The sequence below is a fragment of the Dinoroseobacter sp. S375 genome, from assembly GCF_049800775.1.
In the GTDB taxonomy this organism is placed as follows: Bacteria; Pseudomonadota; Alphaproteobacteria; order Rhodobacterales; family Rhodobacteraceae; genus Dinoroseobacter.
Genome location: NZ_JBNAFR010000002.1, coordinates 410,855 through 435,271 on the forward strand (window position 1 = coordinate 410,855; position 24,417 = coordinate 435,271).

At 67.0% G+C, this 24,417-nt stretch carries 20 protein-coding genes; 9 read left to right on the forward strand and 11 right to left on the reverse strand.

Features of this window, described 5'->3' with window-relative positions; genetic code table 11:
- Positions 1-13: 13 nt before the first annotated feature.
- From ACP150_RS06860 to ACP150_RS06870, 3 genes are read right to left on the reverse strand one after another with little or no spacing between them, the layout of a single operon-like run.
- Positions 14-904, reverse strand: coding sequence for a transglutaminase family protein (locus ACP150_RS06860; protein ID WP_424965823.1), 891 nt, complete (start codon positions 902-904; stop codon positions 14-16).
- 9 nt (positions 905-913) lie between these two features.
- Entirely contained in the window at positions 914-3,328 is a 2,415-nt protein-coding gene (locus ACP150_RS06865) for a circularly permuted type 2 ATP-grasp protein (RefSeq protein WP_424965824.1), read from the reverse strand.
- Positions 3,321-6,659 carry a DUF2126 domain-containing protein gene (locus tag ACP150_RS06870; RefSeq protein ID WP_424965825.1) on the reverse strand — a complete coding sequence of 1,113 codons (3,339 nt, stop codon included), beginning with the start codon at positions 6,657-6,659 and terminating at the stop codon, positions 3,321-3,323. The genes ACP150_RS06865 and ACP150_RS06870 overlap by 8 nt, the downstream gene beginning before the upstream one ends.
- Positions 6,660-7,185: 526 nt before the next feature.
- On the opposite strand from ACP150_RS06870, the gene ACP150_RS06875 reads away from it, so the two are divergent.
- The 5 genes from ACP150_RS06875 to ACP150_RS06895 are packed head-to-tail and all read left to right on the forward strand — an operon-like array spanning position 7,186 to position 12,157.
- Entirely contained in the window at positions 7,186-9,153 is a 1,968-nt protein-coding gene (locus tag ACP150_RS06875) for an FAD-dependent oxidoreductase (RefSeq protein WP_424965826.1), read from the forward strand.
- Between the two features lie 12 nt (positions 9,154-9,165).
- The gene (locus ACP150_RS06880; protein WP_424965827.1) at positions 9,166-10,665 is read left to right on the forward strand and encodes a cytochrome c3 family protein; all 1,500 of its coding nucleotides are present in this window, start codon (positions 9,166-9,168) and stop codon (positions 10,663-10,665) included.
- A 52-nt stretch (positions 10,666-10,717) separates the two neighbouring features.
- On the forward strand, positions 10,718-11,290 hold the full coding sequence (locus ACP150_RS06885; protein ID WP_424965829.1) for a Tll0287-like domain-containing protein: 573 nt from the start codon (positions 10,718-10,720) through the stop codon (positions 11,288-11,290).
- Complete coding sequence (locus tag ACP150_RS06890) at positions 11,290-11,742, forward strand: c-type cytochrome (protein ID WP_424965830.1); 453 nt, start codon at positions 11,290-11,292, stop codon at positions 11,740-11,742. Before ACP150_RS06885 ends, ACP150_RS06890 begins: the two co-directional genes overlap by 1 nt.
- A 1-nt stretch (position 11,743) precedes the next feature.
- Positions 11,744-12,157: a globin family protein gene (locus tag ACP150_RS06895; protein ID WP_424965831.1), complete on the forward strand. Its 414-nt coding sequence runs from the start codon at positions 11,744-11,746 to the stop codon at positions 12,155-12,157.
- 236 nt (positions 12,158-12,393) lie between these two features.
- On the opposite strand, the gene ACP150_RS06900 is transcribed toward ACP150_RS06895, so the two are convergent.
- From ACP150_RS06900 to ACP150_RS06925, 6 genes are read right to left on the reverse strand one after another with little or no spacing between them, the layout of a single operon-like run.
- Positions 12,394-13,089, reverse strand: coding sequence for an ABC transporter ATP-binding protein (locus tag ACP150_RS06900; protein ID WP_424965832.1), 696 nt, complete (start codon positions 13,087-13,089; stop codon positions 12,394-12,396).
- Positions 13,086-13,832 (reverse strand): ABC transporter ATP-binding protein, encoded by a 747-nt coding sequence (locus ACP150_RS06905; protein WP_424965833.1) that lies wholly within the window; start codon positions 13,830-13,832, stop codon positions 13,086-13,088. The genes ACP150_RS06900 and ACP150_RS06905 overlap by 4 nt, the downstream gene beginning before the upstream one ends.
- Entirely contained in the window at positions 13,829-14,803 is a 975-nt protein-coding gene (locus ACP150_RS06910) for a branched-chain amino acid ABC transporter permease (protein WP_424965834.1), read from the reverse strand. Before ACP150_RS06910 ends, ACP150_RS06905 begins: the two co-directional genes overlap by 4 nt.
- Before the next feature lies 1 nt (position 14,804).
- Positions 14,805-15,722, reverse strand: a complete 918-nt coding sequence (locus ACP150_RS06915; RefSeq protein WP_424965835.1) for a branched-chain amino acid ABC transporter permease — start codon at positions 15,720-15,722, stop codon at positions 14,805-14,807.
- Between the two features lie 49 nt (positions 15,723-15,771).
- Positions 15,772-16,923, reverse strand: coding sequence for an ABC transporter substrate-binding protein (locus tag ACP150_RS06920; RefSeq protein WP_424965836.1), 1,152 nt, complete (start codon positions 16,921-16,923; stop codon positions 15,772-15,774).
- A 30-nt stretch (positions 16,924-16,953) separates the two neighbouring features.
- Positions 16,954-17,190: an Lrp/AsnC ligand binding domain-containing protein gene (locus ACP150_RS06925; RefSeq protein WP_424965837.1), complete on the reverse strand. Its 237-nt coding sequence runs from the start codon at positions 17,188-17,190 to the stop codon at positions 16,954-16,956.
- A 235-nt stretch (positions 17,191-17,425) separates the two neighbouring features.
- Between ACP150_RS06925 and ACP150_RS06930 the strand changes: the two genes are divergently transcribed.
- The 4 genes from ACP150_RS06930 (at position 17,426) to ACP150_RS06945 (ending at position 22,104) form a co-directional block, all read left to right on the forward strand.
- The gene (locus tag ACP150_RS06930) at positions 17,426-17,884 is read left to right on the forward strand and encodes a (2Fe-2S)-binding protein (RefSeq protein ID WP_424965838.1); all 459 of its coding nucleotides are present in this window, start codon (positions 17,426-17,428) and stop codon (positions 17,882-17,884) included.
- A 1-nt stretch (position 17,885) separates the two neighbouring features.
- Positions 17,886-20,069, forward strand: coding sequence for a molybdopterin cofactor-binding domain-containing protein (locus ACP150_RS06935; RefSeq protein ID WP_424965839.1), 2,184 nt, complete (start codon positions 17,886-17,888; stop codon positions 20,067-20,069).
- Positions 20,070-20,460: 391 nt separating this feature from the next.
- Positions 20,461-21,144 carry an alpha/beta fold hydrolase gene (locus tag ACP150_RS06940; RefSeq protein WP_424965840.1) on the forward strand — a complete coding sequence of 228 codons (684 nt, stop codon included), beginning with the start codon at positions 20,461-20,463 and terminating at the stop codon, positions 21,142-21,144.
- 78 nt (positions 21,145-21,222) lie between these two features.
- Positions 21,223-22,104 carry an amidohydrolase family protein gene (locus ACP150_RS06945; protein ID WP_424965841.1) on the forward strand — a complete coding sequence of 294 codons (882 nt, stop codon included), beginning with the start codon at positions 21,223-21,225 and terminating at the stop codon, positions 22,102-22,104.
- Between the two features lie 11 nt (positions 22,105-22,115).
- On the opposite strand, the gene ACP150_RS06950 is transcribed toward ACP150_RS06945, so the two are convergent.
- Positions 22,116-23,492, reverse strand: a complete 1,377-nt coding sequence (locus tag ACP150_RS06950; RefSeq protein WP_424965842.1) for a S8/S53 family peptidase — start codon at positions 23,490-23,492, stop codon at positions 22,116-22,118.
- A gap of 13 nt (positions 23,493-23,505) precedes the next feature.
- Positions 23,506-24,414, reverse strand: coding sequence for a phosphatase PAP2 family protein (locus tag ACP150_RS06955; RefSeq protein WP_424965843.1), 909 nt, complete (start codon positions 24,412-24,414; stop codon positions 23,506-23,508).
- Between the last annotated feature and the right edge of the window lie 3 nt (positions 24,415-24,417).

Below are 24,417 nucleotides of genomic sequence, written 5' to 3' on the forward strand. Positions count from 1 at the left end.
TTCCGCGACCTGCTCAGGCGGCGTTTTCCACCGGGATCATGTCCACACCCTGCGCGCTCGTACCCACTGCCGCCGTGCGCAGCACGCCCTTGATCGGCGAGACATCCGAGTAGTCCCGGCCATAGGCCACCACCACGTGATCGGTCTCGATGGACAGGTCATTGGTCGGATCGTACTCGATCCACCCCATATCCGTGCCGCACCACGCGCTGACCCAGGCATGCATGGCATCCGCCCCCTCCAGGCGCGGTTTGCCCGGCGGCGGCAGGGTGCGCAGGAAGCCCGAGACATAGCGCGCCGGGATCCCGAGGCTGCGCAGGGCCGCGATCAGGATATGGCTGAAATCCTGACAGACCCCGTGACGTTTCTCAAAGGCCTCGATCATCGGGGTCTCGACAGTGGTGGCGGTGGCGTCGAACTTCATCTGACGGTGCAGTGCCCGCCCGAGCGCCCGCATCTGCGGCAGCGCCCCGCCCCGGGTTTCGGCCACGATCTCGCGGGCGAATTGGGCGATCTCCGAGCGCAGGGGCACCCGCGGCGAAGGGCCGAGAAAGTGATGCGGCGCGGCGGGTCCGAGGGCCGGGACCTGGGCAATCTCGCGCGCCAGCCGAGCGCGGTCGGGGGACATGTCCAGCTTGGCCTCGGGCGCGTCGCATTGCACACGCGCCTGCATGGTCACGATCATCTCGTCATGGGGCCGGTCATGGTAGAACACGGTCGCCTCATTGCCGAAGAAGTCGCGAAACCCGTGGCGCGTATCGGCCAGCGGCGCGCAGCTCAGCAGGCTGGTGCGCACGACCTGTCGCCCGGGCAGGTTCGCAGGCACGACCCGCGTCAGGTGCCGCGCCCCGCTGGCACGCCCGGAATAGCTGTGGCTGAGCTCCAGCCGGATGTCATAGAGCATCCCGTTCCCTCAGCGCATATAGGTCTCGGACAGAAGGTCCGAGAGCGTCCAGATCTGGGCCCGCAAGGCCCGCAGCCTCGCAGGGTCGAGGCTCTCGGCGCTTTGCACCGCGAGATCCGTATGGGCCTGCAACATGCAGCGCGCTACGGGCGACAGGGTGTCGTCCTGCCGAGTCCGGGGCAGGGCGTCGATGTGATGTTTCAACCGTTCCAGATGATACAGGACCGAGCGCGGGTTCAGGCTGTCCAGGGCGAGGATCTGGGTCAGGCTCTCGGGCGTGGCGGGTTTCATGAAACGTCCTCGATGGGCCATGACGCTGTCGCCCAGCTCGAGCGCGAGATCGAGCGCCCCCTCGGGCGCATCCGGATCGCCGATCCGGGCGAGCGTCGTGCACATGGCGCTGGCCCGTTCGATCGACATGCCCGCGCTCATGAACCGCCAGCCCGTGGAGCGGTACATGTTCTCATGCACCAGACCTGAAAACCCGGTCAGCTTGCGCAGCAGGATCCCCGTGGCCGGGGCGGCCTCTTCGATGGGGATCGGCGCCTCGATGAGTTTCTGCACCGCTTTCGAGACATCTTTCAGTGCCAGCAGGCCGTCTACCGAGATCCGGTCGCGGATCCGGGCACCGCAGGCCAGCGCGGCTTCGAGCGGCTCCTGAAACTGCGCGGCGAGCACCTTTGGATCCGCGCTGCGCGCCCGGAGCAGATCCGACAGGATGAAGGTCGGCAACTCGGCTTCGGCCACGACCCCGGCAGAGAGCAGCCCGAAAAACGCACGATAGGCGCGCATGGCGCCCTCGGCCCGCTCCACGTAGCGCCCCAGCCAGTAGAGGTTGTCCGCTGCCCGGCTCGGCAGGGAGGCCGCGTGCCCGTCTCCGCTGACGCCGGGAGTGGGCGTGGCGATCATGGTTGGTTTCGGGACCGGACCGTCGCTGACGATCCAGACATCCGAGACCGCGCCACCCGCTTGCATCGCGATGGCCGAGGCGTTGTTCTGGGCGGCCACCCTTGCGTAGCCGCCGGGCATGACCCGCCAGCCCGTCGGCGTGCGCGCGAGGAAGACGCGCAGGGACATCGGCCGCGGTGCGAGGCGGCCCTCGTCCCAGACCGGCGTGGTCGAGAGGGTGACGATTTCCTGGCCCACAAGGTCGCGACCCTTGGTCTGTAGAAGTTCCGCAACCCGGTCACCGCCCTCGCTGCGCAGGTCTTCGGGGACGCTGGTGCCGCCCGGATCGTCATAGGGCAGGCGCGTGGCATAGGCCGAACTGATCATCATCCGGTCGCGGTTGGCCAGAACATGGGCGCGCTCGGCCTCCTGCCCGCACCACCATGTGGCGATGTTGGGCAGCGCCAGCGGCCCGCCGGTGAGCGCGCGCGAGATCTTTGGCAAAAAGGCCAGCATCGCCCGGGTCTCCAGCACCCCAGCACCGAGCGCATTGACGCTCGCCACCTCGCCGCGCCGGACCACATCCACAAGGCCGGGTGTGCCCAGTGTCGAGCTCTCGTTCAGCTCCAGCGGGTCGCAAAACTCGGCATCCAGCCTGCGCCATAGAACCGAGATGGGCCGCAACCCGTCCACGGAACGGACCTTGAGACGGCCCTGATCCACGGTCAGGTCCTCGCCCTCCACCAGCAGCATCCCGAGATAGCGGGCGAGATAGGCATGCTCGAAATAGACGTCGTTCATCTGCCCGGGCGTCAGCAGGGCGATGGGCTCGTCCCGGTCCCGGCGATGGCCGACCAGCCCTTCGCGAAAAGCCTGAAAGAACCCGGCGAGGCGGTGGACATTCGCCTTGGCATAGAAATTCGGAAAGATCCGGCTGGTGGCGATCCGGTTTTCCAGCGCGAAGCCTGCGCCGGATGGCGCATCCGTGCGATCCCCCAGCACCCACCATTGCCCCGAGGGCGCGCGCCCGACCTCGAAGGCGATGAAGTTCAGGAAGTGCCCCGAGGAGGGCGTGACCCCGACCAGCGGACGCAACCAGGCCGGGTTCTGGGCGATCAGCTCGGCGGGCAGATGCCCCTCGGCGAGCAGACGGTTCTCGCCATAGAGATCCGCGACCACGCGCTCCAGCAGGTCCGCACGCTCGATCAGGCCGGAGGCGATCCGGGTCCATTCCTCCTGGCTGAGCAGGACGGGAATATGGCTCAGGGGCCAGTCCCGCTCGCTCGCGGCCTCGGCCCCGTACTTGCGATAGAAGACGCCCGCGTCGCGCAGGTATTGCTCGCCGCGATTGAACCGGTTGGCGATGCCGCTCTCGTCCAGGCGCGCCAGATGGCGGACGAAGGCGCGCCAGACCGGGCGGATCTCGCCCGCGCTGTCATAGAGCTCGTCGGCGACGCCGGGCTGAGGGGTATATCCCGACAGCAGCGCCTGCGTCTCGATCGGATCGTCCGCAGGCGCGGCCAGGGGGTCAGACATTCGGGGGCCGTCTCAAATCCAGGGTCATCGGGAATTCCGGGTGCGGGGTCTCCGCAATCGGGGCGTTGGTCCCGGCATTATGGCCATGGGCCTCGAACCGGGCAAGGCGGCGCGCCTCGGCCTCGTTGCCATTGACCGGGAAGGTGTCGTAGTTGCGCCCGCCCGGATGGGCCACGTGGTACCGGCACCCGCCCAGGGCGCGCCCGGTCCAGGTATCGAAGATGTCGAAGGTCAGGGGCGCCTGCACAGGCAGGGTCGGGTGCAGGGACTCGGCAGGTTGCCACGCCTTGAACCGCACGCCCGCCACCGCTTCCTCGGGCGAGGCGGTGGGGCGCAGGGGCACCCGCCGCCCGTTTGCGGTCACCACATAGCGGTTGGGATCCGCCCCGCTCAGCTTGACCTGCATCCGCTCCACCGAGCTGTCGGTGTAGCGCACGGTCCCGCCGATCGCGCCGGTCTCGCCCAGCACATGCCACGGCTCCAGCGCCTGACGCAGCTCCAGCGCCATGCCCTCATAGGTGACCTCGCCGCAGAACGGGAAGCGGAACTCGGACTGCGCCCTGAACCATTCGGGATCGACGGGCAGGCCGTGGGCGGCCAGATCGCGGCAGACCTCGGTGAAGTCCTCCCACAGGAAATGGGGCAGCATGAACCGATCATGGAGCTGTGTGCCCCAGCGCGTCAGGTTGCCCGACAGCGGCGCGTCCCAGAACCGCGCGATCAGGGCGCGGATCAGCACCTGCTGGGCCAGCGACATGCGCGGGTTGGGCGGCATCTCGAAGCCGCGGAACTCCACCAGCCCGAGACGGCCCGTGGGCCCGTCCGGCGAGTAGAGCTTGTCGATGCAGATCTCCGAGCGGTGGGTGTTGCCGGTCACGTCGATCAGGGCGTTGCGCAGCAGCCGGTCCACCAGCCACGGGGGCGGGGCCTGCCCGGCGCTGGGATCGGGGATGTTGGCCAGCGCGATCTCAAGCTCATAGAGCCCGTCATGGCGGGCCTCGTCGATGCGCGGGGCTTGCGAGGTCGGGCCGACAAACACGCCCGAGAAGAGATAGCTCAGGCTCGGATGCCGGTTCCATTGCAGGATCAGCGATTTCAGCAGATCGGGCCGCCGCAGGAAGGGGCTGTCCTCGGTCGAGGCGCCGCCCACCACCACGTGGTTGCCGCCGCCGGTACCGGTGTGACGTCCGTCCACCATGAACTTGTCCGCGCCGAGCCGGGATTGCCGCGCCTCTTCATAGACGGCTTCGGTGATCGCCACGCAATCGTCCCAGCTATGGGCCGGATGGATGTTCACCTCGATCACGCCCGGGTCCGGGGCCACGCGGATCACATTGAGCCGGTCATCGCCCGGGGGCGCGTAGCCCTCGATATGGACCGGCTGCTCCAGCGCCGTGGCCGCCGCCTCGGTCGCGGCCAGAAGTTCGAGGTAGTCCGCCGCGCTTTCGACCGGGGGCAGGAAGACGCAGAGCTTGCCATCGCGCGGCTCGACGCTGATCGCGGTGCGGACCGGGCCGCCCAGCTCGGTCAGGTATTGCCCGGTCTGGGCTTCCCCCGCTTCGGCGACGCTGGTCTGGGCCGGGGCCAGTTCACGCCGGTCGCGCAGGCGCTCGGCCTCCTTGGCCACGAGGTCGGGCTCGGGCAGGGGGGATTTCTCGGCAAAGGGATCCGCCGGATAGGTATAGGGATAGGCCGCAGGGGACACATGGGGCAAGGAGCCCAAGGGCAGGCGGTAACCCACGGGGCTGTCCCCGGGGGTCAGGAACAGCCGGCCACGCCGCAGGCTCCAGCGCTCCGAATGCCAGCCCGCGCCGGATTTCGCCTGCCAGCGCTGTACGGGCAGGACATAGCCCGAGGGTGTGGTCAATCCGCGCTCGAACACCCGGGCGATGCGGTGCCGTTCCTCCGGGTCTTTCAGCTTGGAATTCTCGGGCGTGACATTCTCCGGCAGCCTGGCTTCGCGCACGAGCCATTCGGCTGGGTCCTCGAAGGCCGGGGTGACGTTCTCTTCGGGCACCTCGAGGGCGGCGGCAATCGCGCCAAGCAGCGCTTCGGCGTCCTCGGCACCCGGGGTCGCGTCGCTCTCCTCGCGCGCGATCAGGTCCGAGTTCGACCAGAGCGGTTTGCCATCGCCCCGCCAGTAGAGCGAGAAGGTCCAGCGCGGCAAGGTCTCGCCGGGATACCACTTGCCTTGGCCGTAATGCAGGAACCCCCCGGGCGCGAACCGGTCGCGCAGCTTGCGGATCAACTCGTCCGCCAGGGCGCGCTTGGTGGGACCCACGGCGGCGGTGTTCCACTCGGCGCTCTCGAAGTCGTCGATCGACACGAAGGTCGGCTCGCCGCCCATGGTCAGGCGCACATCGCCCTCGGCCAGTTTCTCATCGACCTTGTGCCCCAGCGCGTTGAGCGCGTCCCAGGCCTGATCGGAGAACGGCTTGGTGATACGCGGATGCTCGGCGGTGCGGGTCACCTGCATGTCGAAATTGAAGGTGACATCCGCAGCGCTCGCCATGCCCGCAATGGGCGCGGCGTTGCGATAATGCGGCGTGGCCGCCAGTGGAATATGGCTCTCGCCTGCCAGCAGCCCGCTTGTGGGATCGAGCCCGATCCAGCCCGCCCCGGGCAGATAGACCTCGGCCCAGGCATGCAGGTCGGTGAAGTCGTGATCCGTGCCCGAGGGGCCGTCCAGCGCCTTGAGGTCCGGTTTCAACTGGATCAGGTAGCCCGAGCAGAACCGCGCCGCAAATCCGAGGTTGCGCAGGATCTGGATCAGCAACCACGAGCTGTCCCGGCAGGAGCCCTTGACGCTGGTCAGGGTCTCTTCGGGGGTCTGCACCCCCGGCTCCATCCGGATGACATAGCCGATATCGCTGGCGATCTTGGCGTTCAGCCCCACGAGGAAGTCCACGGTCCGCTCGGTCTCGCGCGGCAAGGCGTCGAGATAGGCGCGCAGCTTCGGTCCGACCGGTTCGGGCGTCTTGTAGATCACCAGATCCGGCGCCAGATCCTCGGGATAGTCAAAGGGCCATGTCTCGGCGGTTTCCTCGACGAAGAAATCGAACGGGTTGTAGACACTCATATCCGCGACCAGATCGACCTCGATCTTGAACTCGCGCACGGGCTCGGGAAAGACGAAGCGCGCCAGCCAGTTGCCATAGGGGTCCTGCTGGTGGTTCACGAAATGCCCGCCGGGCGACACCTTGAGCGCATGGGAGATCACCCGGGTCCGGCTGTGCGGTGCCGGGCGCAGGCGGATGATCTGCGGGCCAAGCGTGACCGGACGGTCATACTGGTAATGGGTCAAATGATAGATGCTGGCGGTAATGGACATGGGGGATTCTCGACCTGTGCAGGGATCTTTCGGTCCTACCCCATGGGTGCGGTATTGCAAGAGACTGCGCCATCCCCCCGGGGCAGGCGGTCGCAGATGGTGGCAAATGGGGCAGCCTGAAAACGGCTGATCCGGGTTTGCCGGTTTCTGCAGCAGCAAAAATTGCGATTTGCGAGGCGGATCCTGCCGAATTTCGGGCAAATGCTCGAAAACCGGCCCGGAATCGGCCGAAATCACGGGCAAAACGCCGTCAGCGCTCAATTTGGGCGCGCCCCGTGGAGAGAGCGGTCATTTCGCGGTCATCGTCCCGGCATTCTGCCGCAGTGCCGCTAATCCCTTGGTTGAACGCCGCGCAGCCATGCTACGCCAGAGGCAACCCCGAGACACAGTCGTCTCTCAATGCGGAGCAAGGACGTTCCGTTTCGACTGGCAGCAATGATGCGCCACACGCCCACCGTTTGCGCGGTGAGGATGGTTCTCCTGCTGCATGAGGATTTCCCCATTGTCCTTGTCCGACCCCGGATTTTTGAGCGACCCCGTTTCTGAACCTGCCCCCCCCGGCGTGGTGGTGGTGGGCGGTGGCCCTGTCGGTGTCCGCGCCGCCAACGAGATCGCCCGGCGCGGTCAGCCTGTCACCCTGCTGACGGCGGAGCCCTATCAGCCCTATAACCGTGTCCGTCTGACCCCGCTTTTGGCCGGCGATGTCCAGTTCGGCGAGATCGAGGTGCCCCAGATGGGCGGCGCCGAGGGTGTGACCTGCCTGACGGGCCTGCCGGTGACGGCCATCGATCGCGACGCGCGCCAGGTCCGCACTGCCGATGGCGGGGTCTGGCCCTATGACAAGCTGGTGCTGGCCACCGGGTCGCGCGCCTTCGTGCCCTCGATCCCCGGCGCGGATCTGACCGGGGTCTATACCTTCCGGACGGCGGCAGATGCCTCGGCCCTACTGGCGCGCAGCTTTTCGGCGCGCAAGGTGGTGGTCATCGGGGGCGGATTGCTCGGGCTCGAGGCCGCGCGCGGAATGCGCCAGCGGCAGGCCGAGGTGACCGTGATCGAGCATGAGGGCCGGGTGATGCCGCGCCAGCTCGATGCCGAGGCGGGCGCGCTTCTGGCCCAGAGCATCGAGGCGCTGGGCGTCAAGGTCTTCACCGGAGTGGCGGTGAAATCCATCGCGGGCGAGAATGGCAAGGTCACGGGGCTCGCGCTGGCCAACGGGACCGAGATCGAGGCCGATACGGTAATCATCTGCACCGGGGTGCGTGCCAATACCCAGATCGCGCTGGCGGCGGGGCTGCCGGTCGGGCGCGGCGTCATCGTCAATGATGCGATGCAGACTGCGGATCCCGACATCTATGCCATTGGCGAATGCGCCGAGCATCGTGGGCAGGTCTATGGCCTCGTGGGGCCGGGCTATGCCCAGGCGGATGTGGCCGCCGCCGTCCTGAGCGGCGGGACGGCCAGCTATTCGGGCACGGCTCCGGCCACCAAGCTCAAGGTGATCGGGGCCGAAGTGTTCTCGGCAGGCGAGGTCGAGCAGCTCGATGCGCGCCCGGATGTGCGCAGCCATGTCTGGCGCGGACCGGAGGGATACCGGCGGATCTTTCTCGCGCGCGGCAAGCTCAAAGGGGCCATGGCCGTGGGTGGCTGGGACCAGTCGAGCCGGGTTCAGAACGCGGTGCAGAGCGAGATGCCGGTCCATCCATGGCAAGTCTGGCGCTTTCGCACCACGGGTCAGCTTTGGCCCGATGAGGATCTCGGGGTCGCGGACCTGCCCGAGGAGGCGACCGTGTGCAACTGCACCGGTGTGACGGCGGGCCGTCTGCGGGCCTGCCAAGCGGCCGGGGCAGGCGACGCGCCTGCGCTGAGCCTCGCCACGGGGGCGGGCACGGTCTGCGGCAGTTGCGTGCCGCAGCTGGAGGAGCTGGCAGATGCGGGCGGGCCGCCCAAGCCGGTCCGGCTCTTCAAGGCGCTGATCGCGCTCTCGTCTCTAGCGGCGCTTCTGGCGCTGGCGCTCGCGTTGCTGCCGCGGGTGCCGTACCCGACAAGCTTTGATGCGGCCTCCCTGCGGGACTGGCTCTGGCGCGATCCCATCGTCAAGCAGTGGACGGGTTGGACCCTGTTCGGCATCGCGGTGGCGGCCATGGCGGTCGGGCTGCGGAAGCGGCTGCGGATCACGGACCGTCTGGGCGCCTATGACTGGTGGCGGGTGATCCATCTCGGCATCGGGCTGCTCGCCGCGATTGCGCTGGTCGTACATACCGGTCTGCGGCCCGGGGCGAACACCAATCTCGCGCTCTTTGTCGCCTTCACCGCAACGCTGGTGATGGGGGCTGTGGCGGGCATGGCCACGGGCGGGGATCACGCCCTGCGCGCCCGCCGGATCGGCACCGCGCGCAAGCCGGCGCGCGCCTTGCCCACCTGGCTGCATATCCTTGCGATCTGGCCCCTGCCGGTCCTGATCCTCGTCCATGTCCTGACCGTCTATGCGTATTGAGGAGGCCGTTCGATGACCCGTACACAACTCCTCTGGACCCTCTGGATCATTGGCACCCTTGCCTTGGCCGGGGTGGCCGGCGCGCGGATCTTCGTGACCGGCGACCGCACGGCCTTTCTGCCGGGACAGACCACCGGTGTGCACCATCAGCTCGAGATTGCCTGCGAGACCTGCCACACCTCGAAACCCTTCGCGAGCACGACCAAGGTGCGCAAGGACATCAACAAGACCTGCGTGACCTGTCACAAGGATGAGCTCAAAGCCTCCGATGACAGCCATCCGAAGAAGAAATTCACCCCGCCGCGCATGGCGCAATTCTGGGACAAGGTGGATGGGCGGTTCTGCACGACCTGCCATTCCGAGCACCTGCCCGAGGTGACGCTGACCGGTATGGTCACCATTCAGGGCGATTACTGCGTGGCGTGCCACTCCGAGGGGGAGCAGGATGTGCGGGTCAACCGCGCGAGCCACGCGGATCTGACCTTTGACACCTGCGCCACGGCGGGGTGCCACAATTATCATGACAACCGCGCGCTCTATGAGGATTTCCTCGTCAAGCATGCGGATAGCCCCTGGATTGCCGAGGATCCGGTCCATGCGGCCTCTGCCGCCGCGCGGCAGCGTCCCAAACCCGATGCGGAGGCAATCCGCACCTATCTCGCGGCGCTGCCACCCGCTCCTGCGCCCCATCCCCAGGACGAGGCCATCGCCCATGACTGGGCGGGCTCTGCCCATGCGGCCGCCGATGTGGGCTGCGCCTCCTGCCACGCGCCAAAATCCGAGACCGCCGAGGAGATTGCTGCGAATTGGGTCGAGAGCCCGGACCCCCAGGAGATCTGTTCAAGCTGCCACAAGGCAGAGGCCAAGACCTTCCGTCTGGGCCGTCATGGCACCCGCTCCCATCCGGAACTCGGCAAGCCGCGCAATGCCAAGCACATCACCAAGGACGTGGGCTGGAAGGCGGACAAGGAGCTGCTGGCCCAGCTCGACGCCTATCTCAACGACGCCACGCCGCCGCCGCTCATGAGCACGGCCGAGGCGCGCGTGCCGCTCCATGCGGATGCCATGGGGCAGGCTCTGACCTGCACCACCTGCCACGGGCCGCACAAGGTCGATGTGGTGAAGGCGCAGGTCGAAAGCTGCACGAGCTGCCATGCGGATGACCATTCCATGGCCTATGAGGGCAGCCCCCATCACCAGCTCTGGCAGGCGGAGCTTGCAGGCGATCTGCCGCCGGGCAGCGGCGTAACCTGTGCGACCTGCCATATGCCCAAGGAGGAGACCTCCAAGGGAGTAGTCTCCAACCACAACCAGAACGACACCCTGCGACCGAACGAGAAAATGATCCGGCCCATCTGCATGGATTGCCATGGCTTGCGCTTTGCCATCGATGCGCTGGCGGATCCGGATCTCGTGGCGAGCAATTTCGCAGGCCAACCTTCCCGCACGATCGAAAGTGTCGATTGGGCGGTCCGTCGCGTGGATCAACCGGACGAAGGCTCCAACCAATGACCCGGCTGTTCCACGTTCACCCCACCTCCCGTAGAAAATGAGGACACTCTCTATGTATACCAAAATGCGCAAGTTCAAAGCCGCCGCCCTGCTTGCGGCCGGTCTGTCGGTCGTGGCGCCCGCCACTCAGGCCGAGGATATGGAGTATCAGCAGGTCGCGGATCTGCTGCATCTCGTGATGAGCTCGGACCGCACGGTCTATACCCGCATGATCGTGAACCGCCTCGCGGTGAAAGAAGGCGTGATCAAGGCCTCCGAGCATTTCATGGATGACAAGGCCCTGGTTCTGCCGGCGCAGATGTTCCGCTTTGGCGCCGAGATGGTCGCCGAAGAGACCGACGCGTTCTCCTACTCCCTGCTGTCGCTCTGGCCCATCAACAAGCAGAACGCGCCGACCACCGATCTCGAGAAGGAAGGTCTGCAGTATATCGCGGATAACCCGGGCGAGAATTTCTACGGCGAGGAAGAGCTGGGCGGGACCACCTATTTCACCGCGTTTTACCCGGATATCTCCGTCGCCGAGGCCTGCTCCTCCTGCCATAACGAGCACAAGGACAGCCCGCGCACCGACTTTGAGGGCGGCGACGTGATGGGTGGCGTGGTCATCCGGATCCCGGTCGATTGATGCGCGCCTGGCGATGCTGGGTGGTGGCCTGCACCACGCTTGTGCTGAGCGCGCAGGCCGGGGCTGAGGGCGTGGCATCGCCAGAGGGTCTGCCGGGGCTGGTGGCGCTGGAGGCGCTGCCGGTCCCGGACGATCCGGTGCTGGCCCTGGGCCGCGAGGTCTGGGGCGGGCCCTGTGTGAATTGCCACAATGGCAACCGATATACCGGAGCGCCCAAGGTGACCTCGACCGAGGCCTGGGCCCCGCGGATCGCCAAGGGCTTTCCGCAGCTTTTCATCCACGCAACCGAGGGGTTCGTGGGTCCGAAATTCACGGAAATGCCCGCGCGGGGCGGCAATCCGGACCTGACCGACCGGCAGGTCGCGGCCGCCCTCGCCTTTATGGTCTGGGCCAGCGGAGGCGCGGAAGACGCCCTGGCCTATACCCAATCTCCTGACTTCCCGAGGGACTGACATGACACCTGATCAAGTAAACCTGGTCCAGACCAGCTTCAAAAGCGTGGCGCCGATTGCCGAGACGGCCGCGGATATCTTCTATGCGCGGCTCTTCGAGATCGCACCGGAAACCCGGGCGCTCTTTCCCGAGGTGATGACCGACCAGAAGAAAAAGCTGATGCAGATGCTGGGGGTGGCGGTGAACGGGCTGACCAATCTGGAAGCGATCGTGCCCGCCGTGCAGGAACTCGGCGCACGCCATCAGGGCTACAAGGTGACCGACGCCCATTATGACAGCGTGGGGGCGGCTCTGCTCTATACGCTCGAAAAAGGGTTGGGCGATGCCTTCACGCCCGAGGTCGAAGCGGCCTGGGCCGAGACCTATGGCACCCTGGCCAGCGTGATGAAAGACGCGCAAAAAGCCGTCGCCTGAGCCTCTTCGGGCGGTGATCCAAAGGCGCGCCTGCGGCGCATATCACTCTGCACTGCGTGCCAGAGGGGGCCCCGCCCCCTCCGACGCCGGGGCGGCGTCGCCCCCGGTGCTCCTCGCCCGACCCGTCAGCGTGCTCTACCCGAGGGGGCCAGCGCGACCCGTCTGCCAGACTTAAGTCCGGAAATATCCCGGGGGTGCGGGGGCTGGCCCCCGCGATCCTGACCTTGTCGCCAAAACTAGACCCCGAGCCAGCGCGCGGCGCTCTCCGCATCCAGCCCGGCCATCTTTCCGGCCCAGACGGTCTTGCCCCGGGCGAGGATCACCGCCTGATCTGCCACCTGCCGCAACTCGCGCAAGGACTTGTCCACAAGGATCAGGCTCAGCCCGCCCTCGGCGCGGAGCTGGGCCACGGCCGCCCAGATTTCCTGCCGCACCACCGGGGCGAGCCCCTCTGTCGCCTCGTCCAGCACCAAGAGCCTCGGGTTGGTCATCAAGGCGCGGCCGATCGCGAGCATCTGTTGCTCGCCCCCGGACAGAGACGCCGCCCGCTGATCCCCTCGTTCGGCCAGGCGCGGGAACAGGGCCGCGACGCGGTCCAGATCCCATGGGCCCGGCCGCGCCGTCGCCATCAGGTTCTCGATCACGGTCAGCGGGGCGAAGCACCGGCGTCCCTCGGGCACGAGCCCAAGCCCGAGCCGTGCGATGCGATGCGCCGGCAGGCCCGCCGTCTCGACCCCGGCAAACCGGATCTGCCCCGCGCTGGGAGGCAGGAGACCGCAAAGCGTCTTCAGCGTCGTGCTCTTGCCCATACCGTTGCGGCCCATCAGCGCCAGCGCGCCGCCCTCCGGCAGGGTCAGGTCCACTCCGAACAGGGCCTGAGACGCCCCATAGCCTGCGGTCACGCCGCGCATCTCGACGAGGGGCGCGCTCATGGGTCCTCCTCCCCGAGATAGGCGAGGCGCACCGCCGGATCGGCGCGAATCTCGTCCGGTGTCCCCGAGGCGATCACCGCCCCCGCCACCAGCACCGAGATCCGGTCCGCCAGCGCAAAAACCGCGTCCATGTCATGCTCCACCAGCAGGATCGGCGCTTCGGCGCGCAACCCGTCGAGCAGACGGGTCATCGCTGCCGTCCCCTCGATCCCCAGCCCGGCCATGGGCTCATCCATCAGGAACAGCTTGGGCGACAGGGTCAGGGCCACCGCGACCTCGAGTTGGCGTCGTTGCCCGTGGGAGAGGGTCGCCGTGATGGTTCCGGCCTGATCGCTCAGACCGACCCGCTCCAAGGCCGCTTCGGCCACGGCGCGCAGCCCGGCATCCCGCTGGATCGGGCGCCAGAGCGACAGCCGCCCGCCCCGCGCCCCCTGCGCGCCGAGCAGGACGTTTTCCAGCGCCGTATGCTCCATGGCCAATGCGGAGATCTGAAACGTTCGGCCCAGCCCGCGCCGCGCTCGCGCGGGCGTGTCGAGCGCGGTGACATCCTCGCCCGCGAGCCACACGCGCCCGGCATCGGGGCGCAATGCTCCGGCGATCTGCGCGATCAGCGTCGACTTGCCGGCGCCATTCGGGCCGATCAACGCGTGGATCTCACCCGGGCGCAGATCGAGGGTCACCGCGTCGCTCGCCACCAGCGCGCCGAAGCGCTTGGTGATCCCATCCAGTGCCAGCACACTCATGAACGCCCCCGCACCAGCGTGCCCACCAACCCGCCCCGGGCGAACAGAACCACGCCCAGCAGGAGCGCGCCGAGATAGATGTGCCAATAGTCGCTGAGCCCGCCCAGCCAATGCTCGAGCAGGATGAAGAGCGCGGCACCGGCCACCGGCCCGAACAGCCGCGCGACCCCGCCGAGGATCACGAAGACCATGATCTCGCCCGAGGTGTGCCAACTGAACATGGTCGGGCTGACAAAGCGGTTGAGATCGGCAAAGAGCGCCCCTGCGAGCCCGGTGATCGCGCCCGAGATCACGAAGGCGATCAAGCGCAGGCGGAAGGGTGAAAAGCCCAGCGTCTCGGCCCTTGCAGGGCTCTGGCGCGCGGTGCTGAGGGCGAGCCCGAAGGGCGAGGCGGCGATCCGCGCGCTCACGAACAGTGCCAACAGCAAAAGCCCATAGCAGATCCCGAAGAACTGGATCGGGTCGAGCGTGTTCAGCCCGGGAAACCCGTTGCGCACATAGATCGACAGCCCGTCCTCGCCGCCATAGGCCGGCCAGGAGATCGCGAAGTAGTAGAACATCTGACCGAAGGCGAGCGTGATCATGATGAAATAGACGCCCGAGGTGCGCAGGGACAGGGCTCCGACGGCGAGAGCGGCGAGCGCGCTCGTCACCATGGCCACCAGCCAGATCACCGGCATGGATTTCGTCCCCTCGATCAGGAACGGCACCTCCATCAGGGGGGTATAGGTCTGGGCGTGATGGGCGAGAATGCCCATGGCGTAGCCGCCGATCCCGAAGAACAGCGCATGTCCGAGGCTCACCAGCCCGCCAAGCCCCAGCGCGAGGTTCAGCCCCACACCCGCCAGCGCGAGGATGGCTACCCGGGTGGCCAGCGTGATCGTGAAGGGCTCATCGGCCCAAAGCGCCCAGAGCGGCACCGCCAGCAGGCCCGCCGCGATGGCGGCGTTCAGCATCCCCTCGCGTGTCATCTCAGGCCCGCCCGTAGAGGCCCGTGGGCCGCAGGACCAACACGCAGGCCATCAAGATGTAGATCGCCATGGAGGCGATGGCCGAGCCGACACTCGTGGCGGCCGAAGGCTCCATCACCGTGCCCAGCAGCACCGGCAGTAGGGTCCGGCCCAGCGTGTCCGTCAGCCCCAGCAGGATCGCGCCCACAAGCGCGCCCTTGATCGAGCCGATGCCACCGATCACGATCACCACGAAGGCGAGGATCAGCACGGGTTCTCCCATGCCGACCTGCACCGACTGGATCGCGCCGACCAGCGCGCCTGCAAGCCCGGCAAGGGCTGCGCCCAGGGCAAAGACCAGCGTATAGAGCCGGTTGATGTCCACGCCGAGCGCGCCGATCATCTCGCGATCTGCCTCGCCCGCGCGGATCTGCACGCCGATCCGCGTCCGCCCGATCAACCAGAAGAGCCCCACCGCCACGGCGAGCCCGACACCGATAATCGCCAGCCGGTAAGCCGGGTATTGGATCCCGCCGGGCAGGGTGACCGGCCCCGCCAGCGCGGCGGGGACATCGAGAAAGAGCGGGAAGGACCCGAAGATCCAGCGCGTGCCCTCGGAAAAGATCAGGATCAGCGCGAAGGTCGCCAGCACCTGATCCAGATGGTCGCGATCATAGAGCCTGCGGATTACCGTCACCTCGATCAGCGCGCCTGCCGCTGCCGCCGCCGCAAGGGCTGCCGCGAGGCCCAGCAGGAACGACCCCGTCGCCCCGGCTACCGCCGCCGCTGCGAACGCGCCCACCATATAGAGCGAGCCATGGGCCAGATTGATCAGACCCATGACCCCGAAGATCAGCGTCAGACCGGCGGCCATCAGGAACAGCATGATCCCGAATTGCACGCCGTTCAGCACTTGCTCGATCAGCAGAACCGCACTCACCGTCTAGGCCACCCCGATTGGGCACCCGGCCCGCAGGCCGGGCCGCCGATCACATCTTGCACTCGGCCGCGTAGGCATCCGCATGGTCCGTCAGGGCCGCGCCGAGGGTCTTGTTGGTGAAGACATCGCCCTCCTGAATGACCTCGCGGATATAGATGTCCTGGATCGGGTGGTGGTTCGGGCCAAAGGCGAAATCGCCTCGGGTGGAGGCGAAGTCGGCCTCTTTCAGGGCCGCGCGGAAGGCATCCGCATCTGCTACATCGGCCTTGGCCATCGCGCTCAGGAGCAGGTTCGCCGTGTCAAACCCCTGGCTCGCATAGAGCGAGGGCAGGCGGCCATACTCGGCAGAGAAGCTCTCGACAAAGGCGGCATTGGCGGGGTTGTCCAGATCCTTGTTCCACTGGCTGGTGTTCTTCACGCCAAGCGCCGCATCGCCCACGGCCTGCAGGATGCCCTGATCAAAGCTGAAGGCGGGGCCGACAACCGGCAGGTCCACACCCGAGGCCGCGTATTGCTTGAGAAAGGAAATCCCCATCCCACCCGGCAGGAAGAAGAACACGCTATCGGCACCCGAGGCGCGGATTTGCGCGATCTCGGCGGCGTAGTCGGTCTGGCCCAGCTTGGTATAGATCTCACCAGCCAGATCGCCCTCGTAGAACCGCTTGTAGCCCGTCAGAGCATCCTGACCCGCCGGGTAATTCGGCGCGAGGATGAAGGAGTTCATTAGCCCGGCCTCGTTGGCATAGGCCCCTGCCGCCTCGTGCAGGTTGTCATTCTGCCAGGCCACGTTGAAGTAATTCGGGTGGCAGCCGCGCCCGGCCAGCGCCGAGGGGCCCGCATTGGGCGACAGGTAGAACTTGCCCTGCGCCGTGGCCGCCGGGACCACCGCCATGGCGAGGTTGGACCAGATGATGCCCGTCAGCACGTCGACCTTTTCGGACTGGATCATCTTGTCGGCCAGCTGCACCGCGATATCCGGCTTGCGCTGGTCATCCTCGATCACCACCTCAAGCTTGTCATTGCCCGCCTGCTTCACGGCCAGCATGAAGCCGTCGCGCACATCGATCCCGAGGCCCGCGCCGCCGCCCGACAGGGTGGTGATCATCCCGACCTTGACCGCGCCGCCATGGCCCTCGGCCAGGCCCATGCCCGCGGTCGTTGCGGCCAAAAGTGCCGCGACTAGCGTTGTTTTCAGTGTCATCTCGTCTCTCCCGTTGGTGTCCGGCGTTTCTCAGAACGCCTTGAACGTCAATGTGGTCAGCGTGCGTTCGATCCCGTCGATATCCAGCAGGTTCTCGTTGATGAACCGGCCCACATCCGCGTCCTGCGGGATGTAGAGCTTCAGCAGCAGGTCATACTCGCCGCTGGTGGAATAGAGCTCGGAATGGATCTCGCGCAGGGTGATGTCATCGGCCACGCGATAGGCTGTCCCCGGTCGGCACCTGATCTGAACGAACACACAATTCATCGCTTTCCCTCCATCGCTGACGCGCATCACGCACGGGCCAAACGGAACCGGGTTTTGCGCCGAAAGGCCAGAGGGATCATGCCTTTGACCGCGATTTTTCTCTGAACCCCCGCGCATCTCGGTTTCGAGAAAACAACCAATGTGCGTCAGCGCGCGGAAATAGCGCTAAACAAATCGCCAATCGGAGTTAAGTTAGAGCGTCTAACACCACAGATCCGATGACGGGGAGGTCTCGATGGTCAGCTTTACGCTTAATGGCGCGCCAACCACGGTCGATGTCGAAGAGGACATGCCGCTGCTGTGGCTGTTGCGCGACGAACTCAAGATGACGGGAACGAAGTTTGGCTGCGGGGTGGCCTCCTGCGGGGCCTGCACCGTGCATGTGGACGGGGTGCCGACCCGGTCCTGCCAGATCGCGGTGGGCGATCTCGAAGGGGCCGACGTGACCTCGATCGAAGGCGTCGACACCAAGGCCGCCGCCGCGATCCAGGCCGCCTGGGTCGAGATGCAGGTGCCGCAATGCGGCTATTGCCAGTCGGGCCAGATCATGTCCGCCACGGCCCTTTTGGCCGAAACGCCGAAGCCCTCGGACGAGGACATCGATTTTGCCATGGAAGGCAATGTCTGCCGCTGTGCCACCTATGCCCGGATCCGCAAGGCGATCCACCGTGCATCCGAAATCATGGAGGCCTGAGATGCTGCATTATCTGGAACAGGCCCTGACCGCTCCGGCCCCGTCGCGCCGGACCTTTCTGAAGCTGTCTGCGGGCACGATCGGCGGGCTGCTGATCGGCGCGAGCCTGCCGCGCGGGGCGCAGGCGATGGGCGAGGGCGGCTTCACGCAACCCTTCGTGCATATCACACCCGACGGCACCGTGACCGTGCTGATCAAGCATCTGGACAAGGGGCAGGGGGCCGCGACCGGTCTCGCCACGCTTGTCGCCGAAGAGCTTGACGCCGATCCGGGTCAGGTGGCGGTGGAATTCGCACCCTCGAACCCGCAGGTCTATGTCAATACCGCCTTCGGCGTGCAGGGCACGGGTGGCTCGACCGCCATGGCGAATTCCTTCATGCAATACCGCGAGGCCGGGGCGGCTGCGCGCGCCATGCTCGTGGCGGCGGCTGCCGAGGCCTGGGGTGTCGCGCCCGAGACCATCTCGGTCGCCAAGGGTCAGGTGACCAGCGGCGATGACAGTGCGAGCTTCGGCGATCTGGCCGAGGCCGCGGGGCGTCAGGCCGTCCCTGAAAGCGTGTCCCTGAAATCTGCCGCGGATTGGACGTTGATCGGCAAGGACATGGCCCGGGTCGAACTGCCGCTCAAGACCCAAGGGTCCGTGGGCATGTTCGGCATGGATGCCAAGCCCGAAGGGATCCTGATCGCCGTGACCGCGCGTCCGCCGAAATTCGGGGCCACCGTGGCCTCGGTGAATGCGGATGCGGCCAAGGCAATGCCGGGTGTTTCGGCCGTTCTGACCATCCCCCAGGGCGTGGTTGTCGTGGCCGACAACACATGGCGCGCGATTATGGCGCGCGATGCGCTGGACATCGAATGGGACATGTCCACCGCCGAGACCCGCAGCACGGACACCCTCACCGAGGAGTTTTCCGCCCTGCTGGACACGCAAGGGAACACGGCCGTCGCGCGTGGCGATGCCGCAGGCAAGCTCGCCGGGGCCGCGCAGGTGGTCGAGGCGAGCTACCATTTCCCCTATCTCGCCCATGCCCCCATGGAGCCGCTCAACATGACCGTCCTCTTTGACGGCGAGACGGCGACGTTCTGGGGCGGCAGCCAGATCCAGACGATCGACCACAATGTGGCCGCCGCCGTGCTCGGCATCCCGTTCGAGAATGTGGCGATCAACACCATGTGGGGCGGCGGCTCTTTCGGGCGGCGCGCCACGGCGGACGGGCATCTGGTGGCCGAAACCGCGAGCATCGGGGCCGCATGGCTCGCCGAGACCGGCTCCGCGGCGCCGATCAAGCTGGTCTATTCCCGCGAGGATGACATCAAGGGCGGCTATTATCGTCCCCTGACCCTGCACAAGGTCCGCGCGGGCGTGGATGCCGAGGGCAAGATCTCGGGCTGGGAGCATCGCATCGTCGGCCAGGGCATCATGATCGGCACGCCCTTCGAAAGCTTCCTGGTCAAGGACGGCGTGGACCATTCCAGCACCGAGGGGGCTGCGGATTCCACCTACAGCCTGCCGGACATGGCCATGGATGTGCACCACCCGAGCGTCGGGATCCCGGTGCTCTGGTGGCGCTCGGTCGGGCATACCCACTCGGCCTATGTGATGGAGACCATGATGGACCAGCTCGCCGAGGCGGCGGGGCAGGACCCGGTGGCCTTCCGTCTCGCGCATTTGGGCGATGATCCGCGCCTTGCGGGCGTGCTCCGTCTGGCCGCTGAGAAGGCCGGCTGGGACAGCCCCGCGCCCGAGGGCCTGCATCGCGGCGTCGCGGTCCACAAGAGCTTCAACAGCTATGTGGCCGAGATCGCCGAGGTGCGCATGCGCGAGGACGGCACGGTGAAGGTCGAGAAGGTCACCTGCGCGGTGGATTGCGGCATCGCCGTGAACCCCGACAATATCCGCGCGCAGATCGAAGGCGGGCTGGCTTACGGTCTGTCCGGGATCCTGCGCGAGGAGGTGACGCTGACCGACGGGGAAGTCGACCAGTTCAACTACCCCGACTACATGCCCCTGCGCATCACCGACATGCCCGTGGTCGACGTCCATATCGTCGCCTCGTCGGAGGCGCCCACGGGCGTGGGCGAACCTGGCACCCCGCCCATTGGTCCGGCTGTGGCCAATGCGGTGGCCCGCGCCACCGGGCAGCGTATTACCGAACTGCCCTTTTCCAAGCACGGGCTCGCCTGAGCCCAAAGCCAACCACTCACGACCGGCCCCGTCCTGCGACGGGGCCGTTTGCGTTTCCCCCGCTGCCCTTTGGTCAGGGCTGCAGCCTGCGCAGATGAACCAACCGCCGCCGCGTGCGCCATAAGGTCCCGGGGTCGGAGCCTCGCCGCGCGCCCCGGCCGGTCCGCCGTCCTTCTCGAAATCAGGATCCCCGGGGACGCCGGGATGTCTCATTCCCATGGCACGCCCGGCCATGTGCGCGGGGCTTTTGCAGGCGTTTGGGCCTTGCTCCACGGTCCGCGCCAGCGGCGCCTCCGCGTGCCGCATTGCGACTGCGGGCGCGCCCTCCGGCGGCCTTGACCCCGGGCATGGCGCTCGTCACGCTGCCGCCATCTCATGCAGGAGCCGCCCGATGCCCGACCCACAGCCGCCCACCGTCTGGATCCATGGCGCGGGGCTCTCTTCCCAGACATGGGAGGGGCGGGCCGAGGGCCTCTGCCTCAACCTGCCGGGCCATGCGGGCCAGCCCCGCGCGCGGCAGGCCTCGGTGGCGGGCTTTGCGGAGATGCTGCTGCCGCAGCTGCCGCCCCGCTGCGCCTTGGTGGGGCATTCGCTGGGCGGGATGATCGGTCTGCATCTGGCCGCGACCCAGCCAGAGCGGATCACCCGGCTCGTCTTCGCCGAGAGCGCCTTCAGCATGCAGAGCCGCTGGATCGACCGAAAGGGCGCGGGCTTTGCGAGTTGGCTGACGGCCAAGCTCGGACCGCGGGGGACGGCCAAGCTCGCGGCGATGGGCGAGAAGGGGGCGGCGAAAAAGGCCTATCTGACCGAGGTGGCCCGGATGGATCCCGAAGGGCTCAACGACGCGATGACCGCAGCGCATGGCTTTGACGGGCGCGATCTGGTCGCGCGGACCCGGTGCCCGGTGCTGATCCTGACCGGGCGGAACAACCCGCGCACCCATAAGCAGGCAATGGATCTGGCCCGACGCCTGCCGGAGGCTCGGCACCGCATGCTCGAGGCCGGGCATATGCTGCACAAGGATGCGCCCACGGCCTTTTACGGCGCGGTGCAGGCCTTTCTGGCCGAGGGCTAGCCCGGCCGCGGATGGCTGGACAATCCGCTGTTCCCCCGGTCAAGTCAGGGGCGCGTTTGCCTTTGCAGAGATCATGCCATGACCCCTCCCGACCCGATGCCTGCCGCCTTGCCCCCGGTGGCGCGCCCGCGCGCGCCCAAGGCCGCGATCCCGCAGGGGGCCTGCGATGCCCATGTCCATATGGTCGCCGATGACATCCCGCTTTGGGACGGGCGGGTCGAGGATCCGGCCCCCGGGACCCTGCAGGACTGGGTGGCCCGGCTGGAGACCCATCTCGACACGCTGCAGATGGCGCGGGTCGTGATCGTTCATTCCATCCTCTATGGCGGAGATAACACCGTGACGCGCGCCGCCGTGGCGGCCTTGGGAGGGCGCGCGCGCGGGATCGGGCTGGTGCGCGACGGCGCGCCCGATGCCGAACTGGCCGCGCTGGCCGAGGCCGGGGTGGTGGGCGTGCGCCTGAACTATGTCCATGGCGGCATCCTGTCCTGGGAGGGGGTGCGCGAGATGGCGCCCCGGCTCGCGGCCCATGGCCTGCATGTGCAGATGCTCATGAACACCCATAAACACATGATCGAACTGGCGCCGGATGTGCCCGGGCTCGGGGTGCCGGTGGTCTTCGACCATATCGGCTGGCCCGATCTCGCGGCGGGACCGGCCGAGCCCGGATTTGCCACGCTCTGTCGTCTGGTGGCCGAGGGGCAGGCATATGTGAAGCTTTCGGCGCCCTACCGGCTGTGTTCCGCACCCTATGACGGGGCGGCGGCGGCGATTGCGGCGCTGGTGGCGGCGAATCCGGATCGGTGCCTCTGGGGCAGCGACTGGCCGCACCTGATGCTGGCCGATGCCGCCCAGCCCGATGCGGGCGATCTTCTCAATGCGTTTCTCGACGCGGTCCCCTCGACGGAGAACCGCCGACGCATCCTCACGGACACGCCGGCGGCGCTTTACGGGTTCTGAGACCGCTCAGCTCAGGCGTCGGGGAAGCTGTAATCGCCATCCCAGGCCGGGTAGAGATAGCAGGTGTCGCCATCCTGCACCTCGGCGCAATTGGCCAGCAGCCAGGCCTTGGCCTGCAGACCATCGGCTTTCACGTCCAGTTCGCCCGCGCTGCGCGCGAGGCTGAGATAGCCCGCCACCAGAGCCGACGCTGCCGAGGTGCCGCCGAAGCTGCAGAAATAAGAACCGAATTCGCGCAGACCCGTTTCCGGCTCGAGCGAGCGATAGGGGCTGTCGGAATAGCCATAGATCCCCGGCACATCCGTCGAGATGACGTCGTAATGGGAATACTTGTGGTTCTCATTGGGCTCCGGCACGCCGACCGGATCATAGTCATGGCGCCGCGTGTCGAGCCGCACCTGCGTGCGGTCGAACACTTCGGCATCGCCCGAGGGCGCCATCACCGTCAGACCCTGACTGGCCGAGAACCCCGCGAGGACCCCCTTGGCATTCATGGCCCCGACCGAGATGATCCCGTTATGGTCGGTGGCGAGGTTCGCGGGATAGATCCCGTTCTCCTCATTGGCGTTGCCTGCCGCGCAGACCACGGGCCGGGCCATCGAGATATTCACGATCAGTTCGGCCAGTTCGGCCCAAAGCTGCGCCTCCTCGGGGGTGGTGGCTGCCGGGGCGGTGGCCTCGCTCAGCGGGACGCCATCGATGGTGCGGGTGAAGATTTCGGGCACGGTCCGCACCGGGTCCGGCACGTTGCGCGGCAAGAGCACCACATCCGCATCGATCAGTTCCGCATAGAGGAACGCCACGATCAGGACCTCGGGATCCGGGTCGAAATTCGTCGAGATCGGCACGATCTCGCAGAACGGATCCACGCCCACATAGGGCAGGGGGATCGAGGTGATCTCGTCGCTCGGCTCGGGCACCACGGCCTGCACGCGGGTGGGCTTGGCCCCGATCAGCCCGGCAATCGCCGTGCCATGGGACGAGAACTCGGCACCCACGCAGGGCTGCAGGTTGTTCTGCCAGGCGAGACTGCCATGGCTGGTGCGGTCGATCAGACGGCCGAGGATCTCGGTGATCCCGGGCAGGCCATCGGCCACGCGGGTGCGGGTGTTGAGGCACAGATCCTCGAGCTTCTCATCGGGTTTGCGATAGGCAAAGCTGCCCAGCGGGGCCGAGAAGAGATCCAGCGCCAGCTTCTTGTTGATTGCCGGTTCGAGGTTCGGATGATCCACCGCCACCGAGGTGTCGATCATCGCCACCCGGGTGCGCTTGCGGTCGCTGCGCTTGTATTTCCAGCCATTGGGCCGATGCTTGTCCGTGCGCACACCCATGGACTGCAGATGCCACAGCGCGTCGTATTCGGGGTAATTCTCACGTCCTGTTGTCATGCTCCGGTCCCCCTCACATCCACTCGGATGCCGCGGCGAGCATCTGTTTCTTCAAGACTTTTTCCAGAACCGGGGTCACCATCCGCGCCAGTTGATAGCCCGCTTCGGTATCCGAGGCGTAATGCACCCCGGCCCATTCCCGGTTCTCCGCGATGCGGCGGGCCGAGCGGAACAGCTCGGAGCTGGCCGGGTGCTCGGGCAACATGCGCGAGAATACGAAGGCCAGCGAGAAGGACTGGAACGAGTGGTTGGACGGCTGGCTCTCATGGCCCGGATAGGGCAGGAACGGGCGCAGCCGGGGCTCGACCTGGTTCGGGCGGGGCGTGTTGAACCGCGCCTTGTAGCGCAAGCCGATCTCGTCGGTCAGCGCGAGCACGGTCATGAACAGCCCGACGGTCGCGTCATAGCCGCTGACCCCCTCGATGCCCAAGGGGCGCAGATAGCCCGACAGCTCGAACTCCGCCTCGCGCAGGATCTCTTCGCGGCGCTGGCCGCCTTCGGGGCGATGCAACAGCACCTGCTTTTCCAACAGGTCGACCGCCTCGGCGCGCAGCTGCTCCATATCGGGGGGCAGGGCCAGGGGCAGGTTGATCCATTCGCCGATGATCTTGTGCAGTGCCTCGCGCTCGCGCCAGGGCTCCTGCATGCTCATCCCGCCGCCATCTTCCATCGGCCCGCGATTGCGGTTCCGATTGCGGTTACGGTTGCGGTTCCTGTTGCGATTGCGGTTTCTGTTCCGATTGCGGTTCCGGTTGCGGTTCAGCGCCACCATCACGGACCCCGACGCACCGCCGGGCCCGGCCGCATCCCCTACCGCGCCATCCCCCTGCGCGTCACTGGTGCCGGACAGTTTCAGGCCCACGCCCGTTACCGAAAATGTATGAGACAGCAGAATATCGTCGCTGTCAGGCTGGTCTTCCATACC

Excerpts from the sequence above, each read along its gene's own strand:
- ACP150_RS06860 (WP_424965823.1), bottom strand. The coding sequence starts at position 904 with ATGCTCTATGACATCCGGCTGGAGCTCAGCCACAGCTATTCCGGGCGT.
- ACP150_RS06865 (WP_424965824.1), bottom strand. The coding sequence starts at position 3,328 with ATGTCTGACCCCCTGGCCGCGCCTGCGGACGATCCGATCGAGACGCAG.
- ACP150_RS06870 (WP_424965825.1), bottom strand. The coding sequence starts at position 6,659 with ATGTCCATTACCGCCAGCATCTATCATTTGACCCATTACCAGTATGAC.
- ACP150_RS06880 (WP_424965827.1), top strand. The coding sequence starts at position 9,166 with ATGACCCGTACACAACTCCTCTGGACCCTCTGGATCATTGGCACCCTT.
- ACP150_RS06885 (WP_424965829.1), top strand. The coding sequence starts at position 10,718 with ATGTATACCAAAATGCGCAAGTTCAAAGCCGCCGCCCTGCTTGCGGCC.
- ACP150_RS06890 (WP_424965830.1), top strand. The coding sequence starts at position 11,290 with ATGCGCGCCTGGCGATGCTGGGTGGTGGCCTGCACCACGCTTGTGCTG.
- ACP150_RS06895 (WP_424965831.1), top strand. The coding sequence starts at position 11,744 with ATGACACCTGATCAAGTAAACCTGGTCCAGACCAGCTTCAAAAGCGTG.
- ACP150_RS06900 (WP_424965832.1), bottom strand. The coding sequence starts at position 13,089 with ATGAGCGCGCCCCTCGTCGAGATGCGCGGCGTGACCGCAGGCTATGGG.
- ACP150_RS06905 (WP_424965833.1), bottom strand. The coding sequence starts at position 13,832 with ATGAGTGTGCTGGCACTGGATGGGATCACCAAGCGCTTCGGCGCGCTG.
- ACP150_RS06910 (WP_424965834.1), bottom strand. The coding sequence starts at position 14,803 with ATGACACGCGAGGGGATGCTGAACGCCGCCATCGCGGCGGGCCTGCTG.
- ACP150_RS06920 (WP_424965836.1), bottom strand. The coding sequence starts at position 16,923 with ATGACACTGAAAACAACGCTAGTCGCGGCACTTTTGGCCGCAACGACC.
- ACP150_RS06925 (WP_424965837.1), bottom strand. The coding sequence starts at position 17,190 with ATGAATTGTGTGTTCGTTCAGATCAGGTGCCGACCGGGGACAGCCTAT.
- ACP150_RS06930 (WP_424965838.1), top strand. The coding sequence starts at position 17,426 with ATGGTCAGCTTTACGCTTAATGGCGCGCCAACCACGGTCGATGTCGAA.
- ACP150_RS06935 (WP_424965839.1), top strand. The coding sequence starts at position 17,886 with ATGCTGCATTATCTGGAACAGGCCCTGACCGCTCCGGCCCCGTCGCGC.
- ACP150_RS06940 (WP_424965840.1), top strand. The coding sequence starts at position 20,461 with ATGCCCGACCCACAGCCGCCCACCGTCTGGATCCATGGCGCGGGGCTC.
- ACP150_RS06945 (WP_424965841.1), top strand. The coding sequence starts at position 21,223 with ATGACCCCTCCCGACCCGATGCCTGCCGCCTTGCCCCCGGTGGCGCGC.
- ACP150_RS06950 (WP_424965842.1), bottom strand. The coding sequence starts at position 23,492 with ATGACAACAGGACGTGAGAATTACCCCGAATACGACGCGCTGTGGCAT.
- ACP150_RS06955 (WP_424965843.1), bottom strand. The coding sequence starts at position 24,414 with ATGGAAGACCAGCCTGACAGCGACGATATTCTGCTGTCTCATACATTT.